At 71.8% G+C, this 18,833-nt stretch carries 17 protein-coding genes; 6 read left to right on the top strand and 11 right to left on the bottom strand.

Annotation, left to right across the window (positions count from 1 at the left end; genetic code table 11):
• Positions 1-253: 253 nt before the first annotated feature.
• Positions 254-2,266: a glycosyltransferase family 2 protein gene (locus tag ACIA6T_RS03140; RefSeq protein ID WP_399444832.1), complete on the top strand. Its 2,013-nt coding sequence runs from the start codon at positions 254-256 to the stop codon at positions 2,264-2,266.
• Positions 2,263-4,203 (top strand): galactose oxidase-like domain-containing protein, encoded by a 1,941-nt coding sequence (locus ACIA6T_RS03135; RefSeq protein WP_399444831.1) that lies wholly within the window; start codon positions 2,263-2,265, stop codon positions 4,201-4,203. Before ACIA6T_RS03140 ends, ACIA6T_RS03135 begins: the two co-directional genes overlap by 4 nt.
• 91 nt (positions 4,204-4,294) lie before the next feature.
• On the opposite strand, the gene ACIA6T_RS03130 is transcribed toward ACIA6T_RS03135, so the two are convergent.
• The 3 genes from ACIA6T_RS03130 to ACIA6T_RS03120 form a co-directional block, all read right to left on the bottom strand.
• Positions 4,295-5,323: a glycoside hydrolase family 6 protein gene (locus ACIA6T_RS03130; protein WP_399444830.1), complete on the bottom strand. Its 1,029-nt coding sequence runs from the start codon at positions 5,321-5,323 to the stop codon at positions 4,295-4,297.
• Between the two features lie 490 nt (positions 5,324-5,813).
• A complete protein-coding gene (locus ACIA6T_RS03125) occupies positions 5,814-6,440 on the bottom strand; it encodes a class F sortase (protein WP_399444829.1) in 627 nt (208 codons plus the stop codon).
• A 93-nt stretch (positions 6,441-6,533) separates the two neighbouring features.
• Positions 6,534-7,313: an HAD-IIA family hydrolase gene (locus ACIA6T_RS03120; protein ID WP_399444828.1), complete on the bottom strand. Its 780-nt coding sequence runs from the start codon at positions 7,311-7,313 to the stop codon at positions 6,534-6,536.
• Positions 7,314-7,623: 310 nt separating this feature from the next.
• Between ACIA6T_RS03120 and ACIA6T_RS03115 the strand changes: the two genes are divergently transcribed.
• Positions 7,624-9,129 carry a PQQ-dependent sugar dehydrogenase gene (locus ACIA6T_RS03115; protein ID WP_399444826.1) on the top strand — a complete coding sequence of 502 codons (1,506 nt, stop codon included), beginning with the start codon at positions 7,624-7,626 and terminating at the stop codon, positions 9,127-9,129.
• Between the two features lie 120 nt (positions 9,130-9,249).
• Here the strand turns inward: ACIA6T_RS03115 and ACIA6T_RS03110 are convergent, their stop codons facing one another.
• Both ACIA6T_RS03110 and ACIA6T_RS03105 read right to left on the bottom strand, forming a co-directional pair.
• The gene (locus tag ACIA6T_RS03110) at positions 9,250-9,624 is read right to left on the bottom strand and encodes a peptidase inhibitor family I36 protein (RefSeq protein ID WP_399444825.1); all 375 of its coding nucleotides are present in this window, start codon (positions 9,622-9,624) and stop codon (positions 9,250-9,252) included.
• Between the two features lie 339 nt (positions 9,625-9,963).
• On the bottom strand, positions 9,964-11,148 hold the full coding sequence (locus ACIA6T_RS03105) for an ROK family protein (RefSeq protein ID WP_399444824.1): 1,185 nt from the start codon (positions 11,146-11,148) through the stop codon (positions 9,964-9,966).
• A gap of 55 nt (positions 11,149-11,203) precedes the next feature.
• Here ACIA6T_RS03105 and ACIA6T_RS03100 point away from each other — a divergent pair, with 55 nt between their 5' ends.
• Entirely contained in the window at positions 11,204-12,280 is a 1,077-nt protein-coding gene (locus tag ACIA6T_RS03100; protein WP_399444823.1) for a Gfo/Idh/MocA family oxidoreductase, read from the top strand.
• Entirely contained in the window at positions 12,277-12,786 is a 510-nt protein-coding gene (locus tag ACIA6T_RS03095) for a heme-degrading domain-containing protein (RefSeq protein ID WP_399444822.1), read from the top strand. Before ACIA6T_RS03100 ends, ACIA6T_RS03095 begins: the two co-directional genes overlap by 4 nt.
• A gap of 93 nt (positions 12,787-12,879) precedes the next feature.
• Here ACIA6T_RS03095 and ACIA6T_RS03090 read toward each other — a convergent pair whose 3' ends face one another.
• From ACIA6T_RS03090 to ACIA6T_RS03070, 5 genes are all read right to left on the bottom strand, one after another.
• Positions 12,880-13,602 (bottom strand): S1 family peptidase, encoded by a 723-nt coding sequence (locus ACIA6T_RS03090; RefSeq protein WP_399444821.1) that lies wholly within the window; start codon positions 13,600-13,602, stop codon positions 12,880-12,882.
• A 374-nt stretch (positions 13,603-13,976) separates the two neighbouring features.
• Positions 13,977-14,834 carry a fumarylacetoacetate hydrolase family protein gene (locus tag ACIA6T_RS03085; protein WP_399444820.1) on the bottom strand — a complete coding sequence of 286 codons (858 nt, stop codon included), beginning with the start codon at positions 14,832-14,834 and terminating at the stop codon, positions 13,977-13,979.
• A gap of 260 nt (positions 14,835-15,094) precedes the next feature.
• Positions 15,095-15,811 (bottom strand): YidC/Oxa1 family membrane protein insertase, encoded by a 717-nt coding sequence (locus tag ACIA6T_RS03080; RefSeq protein WP_399444819.1) that lies wholly within the window; start codon positions 15,809-15,811, stop codon positions 15,095-15,097.
• 95 nt (positions 15,812-15,906) lie between these two features.
• Complete coding sequence (locus ACIA6T_RS03075) at positions 15,907-16,224, bottom strand: DUF6412 domain-containing protein (RefSeq protein ID WP_399444818.1); 318 nt, start codon at positions 16,222-16,224, stop codon at positions 15,907-15,909.
• 153 nt (positions 16,225-16,377) lie between these two features.
• On the bottom strand, positions 16,378-17,367 hold the full coding sequence (locus ACIA6T_RS03070) for an intradiol ring-cleavage dioxygenase (protein WP_399444817.1): 990 nt from the start codon (positions 17,365-17,367) through the stop codon (positions 16,378-16,380).
• A 204-nt stretch (positions 17,368-17,571) separates the two neighbouring features.
• Here ACIA6T_RS03070 and ACIA6T_RS03065 point away from each other — a divergent pair, with 204 nt between their 5' ends.
• Complete coding sequence (locus tag ACIA6T_RS03065) at positions 17,572-18,585, top strand: SEC-C domain-containing protein (RefSeq protein WP_399444816.1); 1,014 nt, start codon at positions 17,572-17,574, stop codon at positions 18,583-18,585.
• 80 nt (positions 18,586-18,665) lie between these two features.
• On the opposite strand, the gene ACIA6T_RS03060 is transcribed toward ACIA6T_RS03065, so the two are convergent.
• Positions 18,666-18,833: alpha/beta fold hydrolase (locus ACIA6T_RS03060; protein WP_399445295.1), on the bottom strand; the 168-nt coding region annotated here is incomplete at its 5' end.

Here is an 18,833-nt window from a genome sequence, read left to right as displayed (position 1 = left end):
TTGCTGCGGATTCGCGGCGGTTGGGGGGCAAGAAACCGGTTGCTGGTGATGCGGGACGAGGGTCCCGCTTCATGAAGCGATGCCGAGGGGGGCATCATGCAACCGGAACAGCGCCGTGCCGTGTCTATAAGGTGTGGGCGACGTGGTGACAGCGGTCCACAACCGATACGTCCGTGACGGTCGAGGGGGACCGGACCGCACGTAAGGAAGCGACGAAGCACGCGGCGACCGCCGTGTGTTGGGGGGATGACTCATGACGTCGACGCCGACGGGCGCCCAGAGGGACGACGACCCGTCCCGGACCACCCAGCTCAGGGTGCCCGGCCACCGCAACTGGAACACGGGAGCGTTCCGCCGGATCAGGAAGACGCTGCCGAGATACGACTACGAGCACTACAGCCGGCTCGCGGGCCCCCTCACCCAGCCGGATCCGAACAGACCGTACAAGGTGCAGTACCGCTCGCTGATCGGCCAGGAGCCGCACCGCATCCGGATCGCGCTGATGCTGGCCGCCGCCCCGGTGCTGTCGCTGGTGCTGCTGTTCTGGCTGCTCCAGCCCTCCCACTGGACCGAGCGGGACTACGTGGAGTTCGAGTGGCTGCCCGCCCTCGACATCGTCATGCTCGTCTCGATCGGCCTGATCGAGCTCTTCCGCTGCATGAACGTGCTGTCGAACGCGCACGCCACGCTGGTCGCCCGCGATCCGATCCCGGTGGTGCCCGAGACCGGCACCCGGGTCGCCTTCCTCACCTCCTTCGTGCCCGGCAAGGAGCCGCTGGCGATGGTGACGAAGACCCTGGAGGCGGCCGTCAGGATCCGCCACCGGGGCCTGATGCACGTCTGGCTGCTCGACGAGGGCGACGACCCGGAGGTGAAGGAGGTCTGCGCGCGCCTGGGCGTGCGCCACTTCTCCCGCAAGGGCGTCGCGAAGTGGAACCAGGCGAAGGGCGCGCACCGCGCGAAGACCAAGCACGGCAACTACAACGCCTGGCTGGACGCGCACGGCGACGACTACGACTACTTCGCCTCGGTCGACACCGACCACGTGCCGCTGCCGAACTACCTGGAGCGGATGCTCGGCTTCTTCCGCGACCCGGACGTCGGCTTCGTCATCGGCCCGCAGGTGTACGGCAACTACGACAACTTCGTCACCAAGGCCGCCGAGTCCCAGCAGTTCCTCTTCCACGCGCTGATCCAGCGCGCCGGCAACCGCTACGGCTCGCCGATGTTCGTGGGCACCTCCAACGCGGTGCGCATCAAGGCCCTGAAGCAGATCGGCGGTCTGTACGACTCGATCACCGAGGACATGGCGACCGGCTTCGAGATGCACCGCCACAGGAACCCGGCGACGGGCAGGAGGTGGCGCTCGGTCTACACCCCGGACGTGCTCGCGGTCGGTGAGGGCCCCAACGCCTGGACCGACTTCTTCACCCAGCAGATGCGCTGGTCGCGCGGTACGTACGAGACGATCATCGGGCAGTACTGGAAGGGCTTCCACTCGCTCCCGCCGAGCAAGCTCTTCAACTACACGATGATGATCATCTTCTATCCGATGTCGGCCCTCAACTGGATCCTCGCGGCGATCAGCTGCGCGCTGTTCCTGGGCCTGGGCGCCTCGGGTGTGAACATCGACCCCACCATCTGGCTGATGCTCTACGGCAACGCCTCCGCGCTGCAGATCGGCCTGTACGTCTGGAACCGCCGCCACAACGTCTCGCCGCACGAGCCGGAGGGCTCCGGCGGCGTGGCCGGCATGGTGATGTCCGCGCTGTCGGCGCCGCTCTACGCCAAGGCGCTGATCGACTCCGTCCTGCGCAGGAAGAGCAAGTTCGTGGTCACGCCCAAGGGCGACTCGGCCAGCCCCGACACCTGGTTCGGAACCTTCCGGTACCACTGGTACTTCATCCTGATCTTCGCCGGCTCCCTCACCGCGGGCTTCGTCTACGGGCACTCGCACCCGGCGATGGTGATCTGGGCGACCTTCGCCCTGCTGATCACCGCCGCGCCGATGTTCGCCTGGCGGCACGGCATGCGGCAGGACCGGAAGAAGCCCGGCGCCCGCGCCGGGGGCGGGCAGCCGGACGCCGGGCAGGAACCCCGGACGCAGGCGCCGCCGCCGCAGATGCCGCAGCAGCACGCCCCGCAGGACCGGCCCCAGTGGGCCGCCTCGCACGGCGGGCCCGCCGCGGGCACCGGGGGCGCGGCCCCCGGGAACGACCAGACCATGCAGATCGCCCTTGGTGGACTTGGGGGACGTAAGGAATGAAGGACCGTGCAGGCCGCCGTCGCGCCCGTCGGCTCGCGATAGGCACGGCGGTGGTGCTGGCGCTGGCCGGGATGAACGGGCCGTGGCTGTACCGCTTCGGCACCGAGAAATACCACCAGTACAAGATCGACCAGCCCGGGTACAAGGCCGAGAACGGCAAGTGGGAGATCGTCGAGTTCCCCGAGGAGTACCGGCAGAACACCATCCACGCGGCGCTGCTGCGCACCGGCAAGGTGCTGCTCGTCGCGGGGTCGGGCAACGACCAGGACAACTTCGACGCGAAGAAGTACGACACCCGGATCTGGGACCCCGTCAAGGGGACCGTCAAGAAGGTGCCGACGCCCACCGACCTGTTCTGCACCGGCCACACCCAGCTCGCCAACGGCAACCTGCTGATCGCGGGCGGCACCAAGCGGTACGAGAAGCTCAAGGGTGACGTGAAGAAGGCCGGCGGCCTGATGCTCGTCCACAACGAGAACCCGGACAAGCCGATCACCCTGCCCGCCGGCACGGAGTTCACCGGCAAGGAGAACGGCAAGACCTTCGTCTCGAAGGACCCGGTGCTCGTCCCGCGCGCCGAGAAGAACTTCGACCCGGAGACCGGCGAGTTCCTGGGCAACACCCCGGGTGTCGGCCGCATCTACGTCGAGGCGCAGAAGGAAGGCGCCAAGTACGAGACCGGCACCCAGGACAACTACGAGGTGCAGGGCCTGACCGGCGCCGACGCGCGCAACACGTACGGCATCGCCGAGAAGCTCGCCCTGGACAAGAAGGACTTCCAGGGCATCCGGGACGCCTACGAGTTCGACCCGGTCGCCGAGAAGTACATCAAGGTCGACCCGATGAAGGAGGCCCGCTGGTACCCGACGCTCACCACCCTGAGCGACGGCAGGATCCTCAGCGTCTCCGGCCTCGACGACATCGGCCAGCTCGTCCCGGGCAAGAACGAGATCTACGACCCGGAGACCAAGGAGTGGACCTACACCGACAAGGTCCGCCAGTTCCCGACGTACCCGGCGCTGTTCCTGATGCAGAACGGCAAGGTCTTCTACTCGGGTTCGAACGCCGGCTACGGACCGGACGACGTGGGCCGCGAGCCGGGCGTCTGGGACGTGGAGACCAACAAGTTCGAGAAGATCCCCGGGCTGAGCGACCCGGACATGATGGAGACGTCCGGCACGGTGCTGCTGCCGCCCGCGCAGGACGAGAAGTACATGGTGATCGGCGGCGGCGGGGTCGGCGAGTCCCAGCTCTCCAGCGAGAAGACCCGCATCGTCGACCTCAAGGCGGACGACCCGAAGTTCGTCGACGGTCCGTCACTGGACAAGGGCACCCGCTACCCGCAGGCGTCGGTCCTGCCGAACGACGAGGTGCTGGTCACGGGCGGCTCGGAGGACTACCGGGGCCGCAGCGACTCCAACATCCTCGAGGCGCGGATCTACGACACGGAGAAGAACGAGTTCAAGCGGGTCGCCGACCCGCTGGTGGGCCGCAACTACCACTCGGGCTCGGTCCTGCTGCCCGACGGCCGCGTGATGGTCTTCGGCTCCGACTCGCTCTACGCCGACAAGGCCAACACCAAGCCGGGCGAGTTCGAACAGCGCATCGAGATCTACACGCCGCCGTACCTGTACGGGGACGACGAGCAGCCCGACCTGTCGGGCGGGCCGAAGACCATCGAACGCGGTGGGTCCGGCACGTTCACCTCCGCGGACGCGGCGTCGGTCAAGAGCGTGCGGCTGATCCGGCCCAGTGCGTCCACTCACGTCACGGACGTGGATCAGCGGTCCGTCGCGTTGGACTTCGAGGCGGACGGGGACAAGATCACTGTGACGGTGCCCGAGAGCGGGAACCTGGTTCAGTCGGGGTGGTACATGCTGTTCGTCAACGACGGGGAGGGTGTGCCCAGTAAGGCGCAGTGGGTGCAAGTGCCTTAGCGCTCCCGCGGATGGTGCTTAGGGGCGCGGGAGCGCTGTGGTTCCTCGCGCCCACGCGGCGGTAGCCGCACATGTCACAGCCCCGCGCCCCTCAGGTCTCCGACCCCTGGGCCAGTTTCAGGGCGTACTCGGGCCACCACTCGCCGGCCTTCGGGCCGCCCTTGCACTCGCCGTCCGACTCTCCGGGGCGCTTCACCCACAGGTAGGCGTCGACCAGGGGGTCGGACGTCTTCGTCGTCGGGGTTTCGCCGAGGGCCCGGCCGGGGGGGTTGCACCAGCGTTCGTCCGCCGCGCCCTCGGTGTAGGGGCCGTTGCCGTTGCGGCTGGTGTCGATGACGAAGGGCTTGCCGCCGATCCTGGCGGAGAGCTGCTTGCCGTAGGCGATGGACTCCTCGGTGGAGTAGTAGTTGGAGACGTTCACCGAGAAGCCGTCGGCCTGGTCGACGCCGGCCCACTTGAGCGGCTCGTGGATCTGGTCGGGTTCGCCCCAGCCGGCGTTGCCCGCGTCCAGGTAGACCTTGGTGTTCTCCAGGCCCTTCAGCTTGGCGACGGCACCCTTGAGGAGGTCGTAGCGCTCCTCGTGGAACTCGTCCGGGGTGCAGCCGTCCACCAGGTGCAGTACCGCGTCGGGTTCGAGGATCACGGTCGCCGGGCGGTCGCCGATGCCCTTGGCGACACTGTCGACGAAGTCGCGGTAGGTGTCGCCGTCGGCGGCGCCGCCCTGCGAGTACTGGCCGCAGTCGCGGTGCGGGATGTTGTAGAGGACCAGCAGCGCGGTGCGGTCCGCCTTCTCCGCGCCCTCGGTGAAGCCGCGGGCCTGCTCCTCGGGGTTCTCCGGGCTGATCCACTCGGCGACGGGCTGCTGGGCGATCTTGCGGATCTGGTCGGCCTCCGACTTCCTGCCGTCCTCGACCAGTCGGGCGACCTGCCGTGCGGCGTTGCCGTCCGGGTTGACCCAGAACGGGTCGGACTCCCTCGGCTGCTGGGTGATCCCCGCGCCGGCGTCCGCACCCCCCTTGTCGTCCGAGGACGAACACCCGGTCACCAGTAGCGCTGCCCCCAGCACCACCGCGGACGCCCGCCCCCCGGTGAACGCCCCGACCCCCCTGCTGCCGTACATCAAGCCCCCCTTGGGTGCACTTGTTCCATGTGCTCCGAGCCCCAATCCTGACATACGTCCCGCGACGCCCACGAGGCCGAACCCGACCTTGTCCGCAGGCTGTTACAGCCCGGTGGCACAGGCGCTCCCGGTCGTGCGGTACGGGCCGGCGGCGAGGCCGCCGGCGGGGATCACCTGCGGGGATCACGGAACGCGACCGGGCCCGGACTCGGCGTCGATCCGCCCCTGGGCCCGGCACGTCCTTCGTTCCGGAGTCGTGCGCACCACGGGCCGTCGCGGCCTCCCGCGCCGGCCGCCGGGTCACTCCCGCGGCCGGCCGCCGGGTCACTCCCGCGGCCCGGACCCCGCGCGGTCGAGGACCGGCCCGGCCGACGGCCTCCGGGGACCGGCCCGGCCGGCCGGGCCGGGTGGGTGGGCCGGGTGGGTGGGCCGGGTGGGTGGGCCGGGTGGGTGGGCCGGGTGGGTGGGCCGGGTGGGTGGGCACCGGTGCTCAAGGCCCGGTCGCGGTCAGATACGCCGAGACGATGACGTCGGCCGTGCAGCCGCCGGTGGTCCGGTCGGGGGTCCCGGCGCAGGCGACCAGCCGGAGTTCGGCCCGTCCCGCGCGGCGCGGCTCGGGGGTCCGCCGGGTGTCGAACCGTTCGGGGGAGTGGGAGAGGACCCGGACGTCCTCCACGGTGAACTCGGCGCTCCCGGCGGCGTCCGCGCGGGTCACCCGGATCTCCTGGCCGGGCTCGAGCGCGTCCACGGGGTGGAGGGCGGCCGCCCCCACCAGCAGCGCGGTGCCGGGCTCCCCCGGTGTCACCCCGTCCGCGGGCCGGCCGACCGTGTCCGGCCGGCCGTACCCGTCGGCCACCACCGGTACGTGGATGCCGAGGGCCGGGATGTCGAGGCGCCGCGGCACCGCGGCGGCCAAGGGGCGGTGCGCGGGCGGCAGTTCGATCCGGGGAGGCCGTCCGGCCGCCGCCATGTCACCGGTGGCGGTCCCGGACATCCCGGCGGGTACGTCACTTCGCTCACGGCCCCACAGCCACAGCCCGAGCAGCAGCACCGCCCAGGCCACACCGGCGAGCAGCCGCCCGGTGCCGGACGGGCAGCGTTCCTCGTCGGAACCCATCGTGCACCTCCAGACATCTGGAGGGTCCCGCGCGGGGTCCCGGGCCGCATCCTCGCGAGCGCGGCGATTACTCCGTACGGGTGAACGTCGGTGTCAGATCAGATCGACGAGGTCCGCGATGGAGTCCACGACCTTGGACGGCCGGTACGGCCAGTTCTCCACCTGCTCGGTCCGGGTCAGCCCGGTGAGCACCAGGAACGTCTGCATCCCGGCCTCGATGCCGGCCAGCACGTCGGTGTCCATCCGGTCGCCGATCATCGCGCTGCTCTCGGAGTGGGCCCCGAGGGTGTTGAGGCCGGTGCGCATCATCAGCGGGTTGGGCTTGCCCGCGAAGTACGGCTGCCTGCCGGTCGCCTTGGTGATGAGCGCGGCCACCGCGCCGGTCGCCGGGAGCGGGCCCTCGGTGGAGGGGCCGGTCTCGTCGGGGTTGGTGCAGATGAAGCGGGCGCCGTCGTTGATCAGGCGGACCGCCTTCGTCATGGCCTCGAAGGAGTACGTCCGGGTCTCCCCGAGGACCACGTAGTCGGGCTCGTGGTCGGTGAGGATGTAGCCGATGTCGTGCAGCGCGGTGGTCAGACCGGCCTCGCCGATGACGTACGCCGAGCCGCTGGGACGCTGGTCGTCCAGGAACTTGGCGGTGGCGAGGGCGGAGGTCCAGATGTTCTCGATCGGCACCTCCAGGCCCATGCGGCGCAGCCGGGCGTGCAGGTCGCGCGGGGTGTAGATCGAGTTGTTGGTGAGGACCAGGAAGGGCTTCCCGGACTCGCGCAGCTTCTTGATGAAGGCGTCGGCGCCGGGGATCGGTACACCCTCGTGGATCAGCACCCCGTCCATGTCGGTGAGCCACGATTCGATCGGCTTGCGGTCTGCCATGTGCGGGATCTCCTGCCGTGCGCGGTCCTGCGTGCGCCCCAGCCTAAACAGACCCGGATCTTGGGGGAATGCCGGATACGGCTCGGCCGGCGGGTGGGCGGGTGGTTCGGCGGCGGCGGGGCGGGGGCGGCGTTCGCGTCAGGCGGCGCGAAAGTGGCGCGAACATGTGTTGCCGCTGTGTCGTGTGCGTCGCAGCCTGAGGTGACGGGAGCGCTCCCACGACCGCCCGTGCCCCCACAGCCCCGTTCATCGGCCGCCGACAGCACACGGAAAGAAGGAGATCGTGGCTTGTCATATACATGCCCTTAAGGTGCGGCTCCGTCCGGCCTTCGTCCTGTGCGCCCTGCTCGCGGTGGTGTCGGCCCTCGTCCCGTCCGCCACCGCGGCGGCGGAGGAGGACGCGTCCGCCGTCCCCCTGTCCTCGATCGGCGCGACCACCACCCAGGTCGCCTCCGGGCTGAGACGGCCCACCGCCATCGCCGCCCCCGACGACGGCACGGACCGGCTGTTCATCACCGAGAAGTCCGGCACCGTCCGCGTCTACCACCCGGACACCGGTCTGGAGCGGACCCCGCTGATCGACATCACCCCGTCCGTCGACGAGTCCGGCAACGAGCGCGGCCTGCTCGGCATCGCCCTCCCGCCCGACTTCGCCGACAGCCAGGACCTGTACCTGGCGTACACGGCGCTGCCCGACGGCGCGGTCACCGTCGCCCGCTACCGGCTCGACGACTCCCGTCTGGAGCCCCTGCTCTCCCAGGAGCACGCCGAGTACAGCAACCACAACGGCGGCCAGCTCGCCTTCGGCCCCGACGGCAACCTGTACTGGAGCATCGGCGACGGCGGCGGCTCCGGGGACCCCTTCCGTTCCGGACAGCGGCTGGACACCCTGCTGGGCAAGATCATGCGGATCGACGTGAGCCGCGCGTGCGGCTCACTCGCGTACTGCGTCCCCTCCGACAACCCCTTCGTGGACACGCCCGGCGCCCGCGCGGAGATCTGGCTGTACGGGCTGCGCAACCCGTGGCGGTTCTCCTTCGACCGGGCCGACGGCTCGATGTGGATCGGCGACGTCGGCCAGGGCCGCTGGGAGGAGATCGACCATCTCGCCCCCGGCCGGGGCGGACTGAACCTCGGCTGGTCCTGCTACGAGGGCCTGGAGAGGTTCACGGGCGGGGACTGCGGCCCCGGCGAGGAGTACACCGAGCCGGTCTTCACCTACTCCCCCTACACCGGCGGCTGTTCGGTCATCGGCGGGCACGTGTACCGGGGCCGGGAGTACGCCGACCTGGTGGGCGGCACGTACATCGCCACCGACTACTGCTCGTCCACGGTCTGGGCGCTGCGGCCCGACGGGCGGGGCGGCTACGAGCAGGCCGAGATCGGTGAGACGCCCACGCAGGTGACGTCGGTCGGCACGACCGCCGACGGGGAGTTCTACGTGGTCAACGACCTGCCCGGCGGCCTGCACAAGGTGTCCTTCTCGCGGGAGGAACCCACCTGCCGGGTGGACCGTACGGTGACGGCCTGGGGCACCGGCATGACGGTCGACCTCACCGTCACCAACACCGGCGACACCCCGGTGAACGGCTGGACACTGGAGTTCCCGCTGGCCCTGGGCCAGACGGTCGTCTCCGACTGGAACACGGACCTGACCCAGGGAAGCAACGTGGTCACGGCGTCCGACGCCACCCACAACGCCGCGATCGCGCCGGGCGCGGGCATCACCCTGGGCTACCTCGCGGAACACACGGGCGACACGGCACCACCGCCGAGGTTCATGCTGAACGGGGACGCCTGCGCGGTGGGGAGATGACCGCGGACAGTCCTGCCTCCCCCAGCGCCTCAACCGATCGTTTCGGCCTGGGGTTCGGGCCACGTCCCGCCATCCTCCCTCGAAGCGCGGGCGGATGGCGGGTTCGGTCGACCAGCCGGCTCAGCCGCCGCAGCCACCGTACTCGAGGGAGCTCACCGCGTTGTCGTAGAGGAACAGGAGTTCCTGCTTCCCACCCGGCGGGATGCTGAAGTGGTAGCCGTAGTAGTCGGCATCGGTGTAGACACAGACGAACCCCTCGCTGCGGTTCCACACCGAGCTGGCCCGGTCGTTCCACGCCCAGCCGATGTTGGGGATGTCCACCCGGTACTGGAGCTGCAGGTTGCTCCCGGTGAGGTTGTGGCCGTCGTAGAGGCAGATCTGGCCTTCTTCACAGCGGGTCACGGGTTCATCGGCCGATGCGGTTCCCGGAGCCGCCAGTACGGCGGTGGAGGCGAGGACCGCCCCTACCACCGCGGTCTTGACTGTCAGTTTCATGAGTACTCTTTCCCGTCGTCGCCCGTGGAAGCGCGGTCATGGTCGCCGCGTCCAGCTGTCGCTTCTCGAGGGCATCCGGCCGTACAACGGTCCCCGCGCGCACGTGGTTCACGGAGATGACGTCGATCACGGTCTCCGGAAGAGGTGGGCCGTGGCGTTCTCGTGGCTTGCTGATCGTTTCGGCATGACGTCCGGAGTCGTCGCGGGCGGATGTCGCTGCGAGCGAGTTGGAGCGGACCGAGTCCGAAACGGCCGGTAAGGACCTGGGAGGCACCCGGGGGACAACGCCGCCGAGCGACACCCGCGCCCCTCAGCCGCACGAGGGCCGGTGCCTCCCGGTCAGGCCTCGCCCCGTCCGAACAGCGGGGCGAGGAGCAACTGGGCCGCCCCCTCCGCGACCCCCTGCACCCCACCGGGCGCGACCCGCACCGGCACACCCCCGTCGCCCCCGCCCTCACGCCGGGCCCGTGCGGCGAGAACCGCGCCGACCCCCCGCACGAACGCCTCGGGCGCGGCGGCCACGGTGCGCCCCCCGAGAAGCACCAGATCGATGTCGAGCAGCCCGACGAGGTTCGCCGCCCCCGCCCCCAGCACCCTGGCCGCCTCGGCGAGGTCACCGCGGGCGACGGCGTCCAGGCACAGCGCCTCGACGCACCCGCGAGCCCCGCAGCCGCACGGCCGCCCGTCCAGCTGGATGACCTGGTGCCCGAACTCACCGGCGCCGGTCCTGGCCCCCCGGTACACGCTCCCGCCCATCACCAGCCCCGCCCCCAGCCCCGTACCGAGGTGCAGATAGGCGAAGGAGCCCCCCTCCCCGCCGACCGCCAGCCCCAGCGCCGCCGCGTTGGTGTCCTTGTCGACGACCACCGGCACACCGAGCCGCCGTGCCAGCGCGTCCCGGAGCGGGAAGCCGTCCCACTCGGGGAAGCCGGTGACCCGGTGCAGCACCCCCTTCTCGTGGTCGAGCGGCCCGGGCAGCGCGACCCCGACCCCGAGCGGAGCCCGGCCCGCCCCGCCCGACACCCCGAGCGGAGCCCGGTCCGCCCCGCCCGCCCCCGGCACCCGGAGCGCCTCGACGACCCCGGCCACCCGCGCCAGTACCGCCTCCTCCCCCGCGCCCAGGTCCAGCGGCGCCCGCCTCCGGTCCACCACCGTCCCGTCCAGGTCGACCAGCACCGCCCGCACCTCGTCCCGGTCCAGGTGGACGCCCACCGCGTGCCCCGCCTCCGGGACCAGTCGCAGTACCGTGCGCGGCTTGCCGCCCGTGGACGCCCGGCGCCCCGCCTCGGCCGCGAGCCCGTCCGCCCGCAGCCGGGCCGTGATCTTGCTGACCGCCTGCGGGGTGAGCCCGGTCCGCTCGGCGAGTTCCAGCCGGCTGATCCCCTCCGCCCCCGCGGTCCGCAACAAGTCGAGCACGAGCGCGGTGTTGTGGCTGCGCAGGGCGAGCAGGTTCACCCCCAGCGGGGCCCCGTGCGCCCCGTACGTCCCGTACGCCCCGCCGATGCCGTCGTTCGTCCTGTTCACCCGGCCATTCTCTCCGCTGCTTGCACTTTGGCAACAGCGTTGCGAAAGTAGAGCCATGACTGGCACTCCCCTCCGCGTCGGCCTCGTCGGCTACGGCCTCGCGGGCTCCGTGTTCCACGCCCCGCTGATCGCCGCGACCGAGGGCCTCGCGCTCGACACGGTGGTCACCTCGAACCCCGAGCGGCAGCAACAGGCCCGCGACGGGTTCCCGGACGTACGCGTCGCCGCGACCCCGGACGAGCTGTTCGCCCGCGCCGGCGAACTGGACCTGATCGTCGTCGCGTCCCCGAACAGGACGCACGTCCCGCTCGCCACGACCGCCCTGAAGGCCGGTCTGCCGGTCGTCGTCGACAAGCCGCTCTCCGGCACGGCGGCCGAGGCGCGCGAGCTGGCGGACCTCGCCGAGGAGCGCGGCCTGCTCCTCTCCGTCTTCCAGAACCGCCGCTGGGACAACGACTTCCTCACCCTGCGCAAGCTGATCGACGAGGGCGGACTCGGCGACGTGTACCGCTTCGAGTCCCGCTTCGAGCGCTGGCGCCCGCAGCTCAAGGGCGGCTGGCGGGAGTCCGGCGACCCCGCAGAGATCGGAGGTCTGCTCTACGACCTCGGCAGCCATGTCGTCGACCAGGCGCTGGTCCTCTTCGGCCCGGTGACCGCCGTCTACGCCGAGGCGGACATCCGGCGCGACGGCGCGCGGACCGACGACGACACGTTCATCGCGCTGACGCACGCCGGCGGCGTCCGCTCCCACCTCTACGTCTCGGCGACCACGGCCCAGCTCGGCCCGCGCTTCCGCGTCCTGGGCTCGAAGGCCGGCTACGTCAAGCACGGCCTCGACCCCCAGGAGGCCGCCCTGCGCGACGGCCTGCGCCCCGGCGCGTCCGGTGCCGGCTGGGGCACGGAACCCGAGGAGCTGTGGGGCCGTGTCGGTGCCGGCGAGTCCCCGGTGACCGGCGGCGGCAGCCTCGTACCGACCCTCCCGGGTGACTACCCCGCCTACTACGCGGCCGTGGCGAAGGCCCTGCTGGAGGGCGCCCCCAACCCGGTGACCGCGCGGGAGGCGGCCGCCGCCCTGGACGTACTGGAGGCCGCGCGGCGCTCGGCCCTGGAGAAGGTGACGGTGACGCTGTGACCACCCCGAAGCAGACCCCGGAACTCACGCCGAGCGTGGAGGAGCTGGAGGCCCAGGAACGCCGCCTGGTCTTCCGGCGGTTCACGTACGACGACGCGTGGGCGCTCGGCTCCCTGCTGGTGGAGACGGCGCGCGAGCGCCAGGCCCCCGTCGCCATCGACATCCACCGCGCGGGCCAGCAGCTCTTCCACGCCGCCCTGCCCGGCTCCGCCCCCGACAACGACGCCTGGATCGCCCGCAAGCGCCGGGTCGTCGAGCGCTACGGCTCCGCCTCCTACCTGGTGGGCGCCCGCCACCGGGCCAAGGGCACGACGTTCGAGGCGTCCTCCCGCCTGGACCCCGACACCTACGCGGCCCACGGCGGCTCCTTCCCCATCACGGTGGAGGGCGTGGGCGTCATCGGCGCGGTGACGGTCTCGGGCCTCCCCCAACTCCAGGACCACCGCTTCGTGGTGGAGGTCCTGGAGCGGTTCCTGGCCGACCGCGGGCCCGCCGCGTCGGACTGAGGCCCGCCCCGCCGTGAAGGGCCCTCGCCGCGACGCGGTGAGGGCCCGGTGTCCGCCCGGGACGGGGAAGGGGCGGGAAGGGGCGGGAACGGCTCAGACGCCGGCGATCGACTGGATCCAGGAGCGGTACGCCGTCACGTTGGTGTACGCCGTGGTCGTCTGGCGGTCGCTGGTGGAGGCGACGCCCACCTGGACGCCGTTCGCCATCATCGGGCCGCCGGAGTCGCCGCCGGCGGTGATGCCGTCGCCCCGGCGGGCGCAGATGGCGGAGCCGCCGTAGGCGTCGCTGCAGCCGCTGGTGACCGTGACGTTGGCGACCTTCAGGTAGCGGGACTGGCAGTTGGCCTCCGAGCCGCACCGGGAGGTGGCGCCCCAGCCGTACACCTGCACGTTCTGTCCGACGCGCACGGTGCCCGGCTGCCCGAGTCCGGCGTAGGTCGCCGGCACGGAACGGTCGAGGCGGACGAGTGCCAGGTCCGCGCTGTGGGTGTAGGTCTGGACGCCGTTGGCCACGGTGCCGCCGCTGTGCTGGTCCAGGCTGCCGATGCGGAACGACAGTCCGCCGCCGGTGACGCAGTGCTTGGCGGTGAGGATCCAGGTCGGGGCGATGATCGTGGCCGAACAGGTCTCCCTGCCGTTGGAGAACAGCCGGGCGGCCCAGGGACCGCTGGAGGCGTACCCGCCGCCGATGATGGGCTGCGGGGCCTTGGTGGTCGGGGGTGCCGGTGCCGCGGTGGCGGTCGCGGTGGGGACGAGAAGCGCGAGGACGGAGACCGCCGCCGCGGCGAGAGCGGGAACGAGCCTTGTTATGCGCAAGGTTCCTCGATTCGGGGAGACACGTCGCCTGGACGTGTACGCGTGGGGGTGACGGCCCCATGGGCCGCGCCCACGACGAACCGCCGCCTGCCGACGGCAAGTTCACCATGAGCACGCCCAGAATCCCGGAGGAACCCCGAACAGGGGTACTAACACTTGGCGATAACACCGCGCTATGGATGCGGAAAGAGGGGACGCGGGAAGCCAGGCGCCGCCCCACTTCTCCACTGACGCGAGTCGACCCACCTAAAGAGGCGCGGGGCTGTGTCCACATGCGGCTCCGCCGCGCGGGCGCGACCAGCCACGACAAACCCGCAGCCGACAACGAACCACAACTCCCCACCCCGTGGTCGCCCGCCTTCCCAGCGGAGCGCTTACGCGTCCTTGAACTCCTGCCGCTGCCGCCCGAGCCCGGAGATCTCCAGCTCCACCACGTCCCCCGCCCGCAGGAACGGCTTCGGCTCCGGCTCCCCCAGCGCCACCCCCGCCGGCGTCCCGGTGTTGATGACGTCACCGGGATAGAGCGTCATGAAGTGACTGACGTACCGCACGACCTCGCCCACCGGGAAGATCTGCTCGGCGGTCGTCCCGTCCTGCTTCAGCTCCCCGTTGACCCACAGCCGCAGCGACAGGTCCTGCGGATCGCCGGCCTCGTCCGCCGTCACCAGCCACGGGCCCAGCGGGTTGAACGTCTCGCAGTTCTTCCCCTTGTCCCAGGTCCCGCCCCGCTCGAGCTGGAACTCCCGCTCGGAGACGTCGTGCGCGACGGCGTACCCGGCGACGTGCGCGAGCCCCTCCTCCGCCGACTCCAGGTACCGCGCCGTACGCCCGATCACGACCGCCAGTTCGACCTCCCAGTCGGTCTTCACCGACCCGCGCGGCACCAGCACCGTGTCGTCCGGCCCGACGACCGTGTCCGCCGCCTTGAAGAAGACCACCGGCTCGGCGGGCGGCTCGGCCCCCGTCTCGCGGGCGTGGTCGTGGTAGTTCAGCCCGATGCAGACGATCTTCCCGATCCGCGCCACCGGCGGCCCGACCCGCAGCCCCTCCCCGTCCAGCGCGGGCAGCTCCCCGCTGTCGGCGGCGGCCCGGATCCGGCCGAGCGCGGCCTCGTCGGCGAGCAGCGTCCCGTCGACGTCGGCGACGAGACCCGACAGGTCGCGCAGGGTCCCCTCGTCGTCGAGCAGCGCCGGCCGCTCCTGTCCCGCCGTACCGACTCGCAGCAGCTTCATGATTCCCGTCTCCCTCGATCGCGGGCCCGCCCGATGAGCACGGCCCGGATGCGGCGGGGCACAGTCATCGGAGGACTGGTCGATCCTCCGATCCCGCGCTCCACTCCGCAATACCCCGTTCACGTACTGGACCGCGAGGACAGCCCACAGCTGCCGGCCAACGGCAACCCCAACTCCCCAGGGGCGCGGGGAACTGCGCACACCCAGCCCTCACCACCCCACAACCGTCAGCCGACGGGCACCCCCGCCCTGCCCCGCGCTCAGCGGTACAGCACGGCCCGCTCCGCCACGCTCCACGTCGTACTGGTCACCATGTACAGCGCGGCCGCCAGCGGCATGACGGCGACGGTGACGAGCGTGAAGAACGACATGAACGGCATCACCTTGGTCACCGCCCCCAGCCCCGGCACCTGCTCCCCCTCACCGGCCGCGGGCATCGCGGGATGGGCGGCCGTCATCCGCCGGGACAGCCGGTACCCGAACCAGGCGACCACGGTGACGACCGCGAACAGCCCGACGTACACGAGTCCGGGCCCGCCGAACACCCCGCCGTCCCCGAGCGCGTCCGCCCACCGGCCGCCGAGCGGCGCCTCGAACAGCCGGTGCCCGAGCAGCTCGTTGGCCCGCCCGCCGATCGTCTCGCTGGAGAACAGGTGGTACAGCAGGAAGAAGGCGGGCAGCTGGAGCAGGCTCGGCAGGCACCCGGACAGCGGCGACACCTTCTCCCGCGCGTGCAGTTCCAGCACGGCGCGCTGCAGCTTCTCGGGGTCGCGGCCGTGCTTGCGCCGCAGCTCGGCGATGCGCGGCCGGAGCGCCGCCCGCGCCTTCTGTCCACGCGCGGCGGCCCGGGACAGGGGGTGGACGAGGAGTCGTACGAAGGCGGTGAACAGAACGATCGCGGCAGCCGCCGCGGAGACGCCGAACAGCGGCTGGAGCAGGTCGGCCAGGTGCTCGACCAGGCTGGCGAAGACGGACATGGGTGAGCCCTCCGGGGGTCTCGTCGTGCCGGAAGTACGGAAGGGACGGCATGACGACCCGCAGCGGGGCGTGGTGGACGTACGGAAGAAGCGCCCTACGCGGCGGTCGCCGGGAGGGCGTGTCCGGGTGCCCGGGGTCTGGTGCGCCCCTTGGCGTCGGGGTCGCGCTGGGGCAGGAAGGCCGTACGCCGGTCACGGTCGCGTATGGCCGTACGCACCCGCGTGGGCGCCACGGCGGGCGCGCGGCGGGCGGTGAGGAGGGCGCAGACGGCGAGCGCGGTACCGGCCGCGGCGGTCGCGGCGAGCGCGACGTCGACCACGGAGAGGCCGCCGGCGGCCGGCAGCAGGAGCAGGAGGGCCGGCACGAAGGGCAGGAGCACGGCGGGGGACCACACCACACGACCGCGCACCACTCGTCCCTCCCCTCCAGCACCGTCCCGGTTCCGCCCGGACCCCGCGCCCTTCCAACGTCCGGCACGCGCACGATGGTTCCCCAGGCCGGGCACTCGCCGTACGGGCCGGAGCCCCGACTCCCCGGATGTCCGGGGTGCCGGGGCTCCGGTGCGTCAGGCGCCGGAGGACGGAGAGGGAGAGGGCGAGGGCGAGGCGGTGGGAGCGGGGCCCCCGGGCGGCAGGTCGCCGTCGTTGGTGGCTTCGGGATCCACGGCCATCGTGATGTGGCCGACGACACCGCGCTCGATGTGCCGCCGGTCGTGGACGAGCTCGAGCAGGCCGCCCTGCGTGCCGGTCCCCGGGTAGATGCCGTCCTGGTCGAGGGTGACCCGGGTCGCGGTGTTCGCCGAGTAGGGGGCGACGGCCTCGGTGGCCTCCACCGACTCCTCGGCGAAGTAGAACTGGCCGGTGTGGCAGGTGCGTCCGCCGGTGTAACCGTCGGCGGTGCGGGTGCCGCCGGTGTGCACCTTGGTGTGGACGTGGACGGCGCGTCCGGCGTACCAGCCGGGGAAGACGGTCCGGAAGGTGACGAAGCCGTGGCGGTCGGTCATCTGGATGCCGCGCAGCCAGGTGAGGTCGTCGGTCGGGGTGGCGTGGCCGCCGCCCCCGCCGCCCGGGGGCGGACCGGTCGGAGCGTCGGTGGGCGGAGTACCCGTCGGCGCGTCGGTCGGGGGCGTGCCGCCGCCTCCGTTGCCGTTCTCGGTGTAGCCGGAGTAGACGCCGGAGGCGTCGCAGTGCCAGATCTCGATGGCCGAGTCGCGGATGGGTGCGCAGGTCGCGGTGTCCACCACGCGCAGGACGAGGAGGAGGGGGATGCCGGTGCGGTCCTCGACGACGTTCGTCCGGAAGAGTTCGTAGTCGAGGTAGTAGGGGCCCTCCATCTGCTCGGTGGTCAGCTCCATGCACGCGCCGGCGGCCAGCGCCGCGGCCTTGGCCCGCTCGACGGCGCCGGCACCGGTGGAGGCGTCGCGGGCGAGGGCGTGCGCCGCCCCGAGCCCGGTGAGGGCCACGGCACCGGCTCCGCCGAGGGCGAGCATGCGGCGGCGGGGCAGGAGGCGGGAGACGACGGCGTTGTCGGGCTCCTCATGTAAGGGATTTGTCATGCCCGCGACGCTAACGACGTTCTCTGTGAGAACGATATGAAGGAACCCGTCCGAACGCGCCAACTTCTGGCCGGTCACCGACCGGCGGCCGGCCACGCGGCGGCGGTCACCGGTCTTCCGCCCCTCCTCGCCTCCCCGCCCCGCACCCCGTACCGGCCCGCGGTCGTCTCACCTTTGTCACCCTCCGGCAGTACGGTGTCCCCCATGCGCCCCGACACGCCTGCCGAAAACGTCGACCACACCGCCGAAGCCGACCGCCTGGAGCGGACCGCCGACCTCTACCCCGAGGACGCCGAGGCCCTGCTCCTGCGGGCCGCCGCCCATCGCGAACTCTCCGGTGACCGCCCCACCGCGACCGCCCTCTACGACCGCCTGCTGGCCTCCTCCCAGGAGCTGGACGACCCGTACCTGGTCCGGGCCCTGAAGGCCTCGAACCTCTGGGAGTACGGCCACGAGGCGGAGGCCCGCGCGATCATCACCGGCATCCGCACGGCGGCCCCGCGCGTCGCGGCCCCCTGGGTGATCGTCGCGGAGTCCCTGGAGGCGCACGACGAGCTGGAACAGGCGCACGAGACGTTCACACAGGCGGTACTCCTCCTCCTGACCGGCGCCGACAAGCCCCCGCGCGCCACCCACCCGCTCCTCTTCGGCCGCCACCGCGTGCGCAGGATGCTCGGCGCGGCCCACGACGAGTGGGACGCGCTCGCGGACACCGTCCACACCCTCCCGATCACCCTGGACGAACTCCACGACCCCAAGCGGGTGTGGTCGCTCGGCTCGGAGAACCCGGTGGAGCTGGAGGCGGAGATCATCCGCCTGCGCGCGGAAGTGGGCGCGTACCGGGAGGCGCTGTCCCGCCCGTTCCCGGTGGCGGTGCTGCACTGGCCGGCCGGCGAACTGGCGGAACTGACGGAGGCGTACCCGACCCTGGCGGAGGAGTACCCCTCCTACGAGGAGCACCTCGCGGCCATAGAGGCGGCCCTGCGCGAACTGGCCGCGTCCGGCACCCCGAACCTGGGCATCGTCACGGGCACGGTCCCGTCCTACGAGGCCTTCGCCGCCTCGGAGCTCACCTCCCCCACCGACCCGACCCTGCTCCCGCAGTACGCCACGACGCTGGCGGCCCGGGGCCGGGCGGTGGCGTGGCCCCCGGAGCGGTCGGCGGCGTGCTGGTGCGGGTCGGGGCGGGCGTACGGGGAGTGTCACGGGGCGGACTGACGACCGGCCGTGCCGCCCGTACGCCGACTGTCGGCGTACGGGCGGTACAGGTGTTCCAGGCCTGACGGAGCGGGGCTCGCCTACTTGGCGAGGAAGGCGAGGAGGGCGTCGGTGACCTCCTGGGCGTGGGTCCACAGCAGGCCGTGCGGGGCACCCTCGACGACGACGTACTCGGCCTGCGGCAGCGCCCGGTGGAAGGGCTCGCCGGTGGACTCGATGGGCAGGATGCGGTCGGCGGTGCCGTGCAG

The organism is Streptomyces sp. NPDC051740 (genome assembly GCF_044453165.1).
Classification (GTDB): domain Bacteria; phylum Actinomycetota; class Actinomycetes; order Streptomycetales; family Streptomycetaceae; genus Streptomyces; species Streptomyces atrovirens.
Note: the sequence above shows the minus strand (reverse complement) of the source record. Positions and strands in the feature narration are given on the sequence as shown.